A 3917-nucleotide genomic window follows, 5' to 3' on the forward strand; every position below is an offset into this window, starting at 1 on the left:
CCAGCAGGTAACTACAAAGTAGGTCAAGTCGACGAACAAGGTCACTGGACAGGTGATGACGCTACAATAGGTAAAGTTATCGAAGGTGATAAGAACGTAACTTACGTCTACAAACTTAAAGAAGATCCAACGAAACCTAAAGAAGGTGACGTAATCATCACTTACGTAGACGAAAAAGGTAAAGAAATCAAGAAACCTCGTCAAGACACACCAAACTCACCATATGATACTCCATATAACACAACTGAGGAAGGTGAAAAACCTAAGACAATCAAGACTCCAGACGGTAAGACATACAAGATCGTACCGAAAGGTGACTACCCAGTAGGTAAAGTTGATGGCGATGGACACCTTGAATCATCTGACCCAATTAAAGGTAAAGTTGATAAACCACGTTCAATCATCACTTACGTCTACAAAGAAGTGAAAGGTGACGTTTACGTTCACTATAAAGATACTGAAGGTAACACAATCAAGACTTCAGTTGTTGATGAAAAAGATCAACCAGTCGATAAAGACTACGATACAGTAGTAGACAATCGTCCTAAGACTATCACAACAACTGATGGTAAAGTTTACGAATTGGTACCAGCAGGTAACTACACTGTAGGTAAAGTTGATGGACAAGGTCACCTTGAGTCATCAGACGCTACAACAGGTAAAGTTATCGAAGGACGTAAAGATGTTACTTACATCTACAAACTTAAAGAACAACCAGCACAACCTAAGGGTAATGTTTACGTTCACTATGTAGATGAAAATGGTAACACTATCAAACAATCTGTAACAGATGAATTTGGTCAACCTGTAGGTAAAGATTACGATACAGTAATTGATAACCGTCCTAAGACAATTGTTACTGCTGATGGTAAAGTTTACGAATTGGTACCACAAGGTAACTACCCAGTAGGTTCTGTAGATGGTGATGGTCACTTGACAACAACTGACCCAGTAACTGGTAAAGTTATCGAAGGTGATAAGAACGTAACTTACGTTTACAAACTTGTCGATACAACTCCAGAAAAACCAGTAACACCAACTCCAGGTAAACCTGAACAACCAACTCCAGGTAAACCAGTTGATCCAGCTCCTAAAGCTCCAGCTAAAGCTACTCCAGTTAAACCTGCACAAGAAATGGCACAATTGCCAAACACTGGTGAAGAGTCTAACGTAGCAGCTACAGCAGCTCTTGGATTGCTTGCAACTGCATCTGGATTGGCTCTTGCGGCAAAACGCAAAAAAACTGAGGAATAATATTCCTTCGACTTACCCCTAAAACTTATGAGTGACTAGTCCTAATAAAAACTAACTACTCTTAAGTAAGAATAAGCCGATTAGCTTCGTTCTAAAAAAGACACATTCCGATATGGGATGTGTCTTTTTGTCGTGTTTGAAAATGAGAGAGGGTGTCTTAAATGTTAGTCTAAGTCTCATTTAGGCTTAGTATTAGATAGTAAAGGCTTAGTTTAGTAAGCTAAAATCTTAGATGTGGAAGAAGTATACTTTGAATTTTAAGACAACTTTAAGTTTTATTTTACAAAATGTAAGGTGGGTGAAAATTCTATGAAAAAAATATTTTCAGTATTTATACAGCATAAAGCGTTTGCAATTTTTTTGAGGGAAATAAGAGTTTGTATTAGAGCTTACAAGAATTTTATGATAAAATTTATCGGTAAGTTTTAATTCATAAAACAAGAATGGAGTAGATATGTTTTTTAGAAGGAACGAAGGGGAATATCGCGAAACTGATCGCGTGACTCGTTTTAAATTGATTAAATCAGGTAAGCAATGGCTTCGTGCTGCGACATCCAACTTTGGACTTTTCAAGGTTGTTAAAGGTGGGGCAGACGCACCATCAGTTTCAGCACAGAGTGTCGAGGAGAAAACACCGCTTCTCTCAGGGCAATCTCTCCTTAAAGGAATTGCAACAGCGGGTGCAGTGGCTGGAGGAGCAGTAGCTACTTACACTGCTCAAGCGGAAGAAACGACAACACCAGCTTTGGAAAGCCAAGTAACTGCTAATCAAGATGTGGCGGTCAACTCTGAGTCAGTGGTATTGAGTGCAGCACCAGCTTCTGAAACTTCAGCAGTAGCATCAACAAGCCAAGAGTCTACAAGCTCTTCAGTTGATGCCCAAGCAAGCACAGAAGCATCAGTTTCAGTATCACAATCTGTGTCTCAATCAATTTCTGCTGAATTGTCACAAGCTATCTCTGAATCTGCATCACTCAGCAAGGAGTACTCAACTTCTGATAGCCAATCACAAACTGAAAGTACAAGTGGTTCAAACTCAGAATCAGCTTCTGATTCAGCAACTTCAACAAGCTCAGTTGCTTCAGAAACTGCAAGTCAAGATGATGAAAAATCTGTTTTGGACCAAAACGTTTCAGAAGCAGAATTGCTTGTTAATATTGCTAAAAACTACCAAGCAAAATTGACAGACACAGCTGCTAAGGCTGAAATTCAAACGGCTATTACAACCGTTCAAGAAGAAGTTACTAAGTCAACGACATTGATCGCAGCATCAGCAACAAACGCAGCTTACGCAGAACAGCGTGAGCGTCTTGGTAATGCCGTCGATAACATGATGACCAAGCTGACAAATGCTGGTTTCAATGGAAACTCTACAGTGAATGGCACACCAGCTATCACTTCAAACCTTAACCTAGCGACTGGTGAAACTAAGGTTTATACAGGAACTGGAACAGACTCAAACTATAATGTTCCAATTTACTATACATTGAAAGTGACAAATGACGGCTCAAACCTTACTTTTGTCTACACTACCTCATATGATAATCCAGCAACGTCAACTGTTGAGAAACCATCAGCCTTGTCTTCTGGGTATGCTATCTATAATACTGGAACAACATTCCAAAAGATGTTTACTCTAGGTACAGGACTTACTCCTCCGACAAGTGTAACAACTTATATTACTAATTCAGACGGTACTCAAAGAACTACACCTTCACCTTATACAACACCAGTAACAACGGATAATGGCGGTTACAGTTGGGGACAAAATTTCCAAATGAATGGTTTTCAGGCCAAGAATGGTTATGGCTTAACATCGACTTGGACTGCTAAAATCACTGGTGATGACACATCCTTCACATTCTCACCTTTTGCAGCTAAGACTGATAAGACTAGCGTTAATTTCTTTAATGGTAGTCAGGTTATCGAGTCAGAGTCTGAAGCAGATACAACGAGTGCATCTTTAAGTACATCTCAAAGCATCGTAGAAAGTACTTCAACAGTAGAGTCTCAATCTGTATCAACAAGTAAGGTAGAATCTGCATCAGTTTCAGCATCTGAGTCAGAGGTTGTCTCATCTTCTCTTTCTCAATCAGAGGAAGCATCAGCATCCCTTTCAGAGAGTGTTTCAGAAAGTCTTTTTGAAAGTGCCTCAACAAGTGCATCAGTGAGCGCATCACAGTTAGAGTCAAATTCAGTCTCAGCTTCAGAAAGTGCGTCGACATCAGCTTCACAATCAGAATCAAACTCAGTTTCTACCTCTGAGAGTGAATCGACATCAGCGTCACAATCCGAATCAAACTCAGTTTCAACTTCAGAAAGTGAATCGACATCAACTTCACAATCTGAGTCAAACTCAGAGTCAGCCTCAGAGAGTGCCTCAATTTCAGCATCACAATCTGAGTCAAACTCAGTTTCTACTTCAGAAAGTGAATCAACATCATCATCACAATCCGAGTCATGAATCAACATCATCATCACAATCCGAGTCAAACTCAGTTTCGACTTCAGAGAGTGAGTCAACATCAGCTTCACAATCTGAGTCAAACTCAGTTTCTGCTTCAGAGAGTGAGTCAACATCGACATCACAATCCGAGTCAAACTCAGTTTCTACTTCAGAAAGTGAATCAACATCGACATCACAATCCGAGTCAAACTCAGAA

General features: G+C 39.9%; 2 protein-coding genes and 1 pseudogene. 2 read left to right on the top strand and 1 reads right to left on the bottom strand.

Annotated elements, in window-relative coordinates; all coding sequences use genetic code 11:
* The coding region (locus HMPREF1517_RS01240) for a MucBP domain-containing protein (RefSeq protein ID WP_037599055.1) at positions 1-1254 on the top strand (1254 nt) is incomplete at its 5' end.
* A 454-nt stretch (positions 1255-1708) separates the two neighbouring features.
* Complete coding sequence (locus HMPREF1517_RS01245; RefSeq protein ID WP_051411989.1) at positions 1709-3718, top strand: accessory Sec-dependent serine-rich glycoprotein adhesin; 2010 nt, start codon at positions 1709-1711, stop codon at positions 3716-3718.
* Here the strand turns inward: HMPREF1517_RS01245 and HMPREF1517_RS10515 are convergent.
* Positions 3713-3917, bottom strand: a pseudogene (locus tag HMPREF1517_RS10515) (fibrinogen-binding protein); the annotation flags it as partial. The gene HMPREF1517_RS01245 and the pseudogene HMPREF1517_RS10515 overlap by 6 nt on opposite strands.

Origin of the sequence: Streptococcus sp. ACS2 (genome assembly GCF_000525585.1) — a bacterium.
GTDB lineage: Bacteria > Bacillota > Bacilli > Lactobacillales > Streptococcaceae > Streptococcus.

Excerpts from the sequence above, each read along its gene's own strand:
- HMPREF1517_RS01245 (WP_051411989.1), top strand. The coding sequence starts at position 1,709 with ATGTTTTTTAGAAGGAACGAAGGGGAATATCGCGAAACTGATCGCGTG.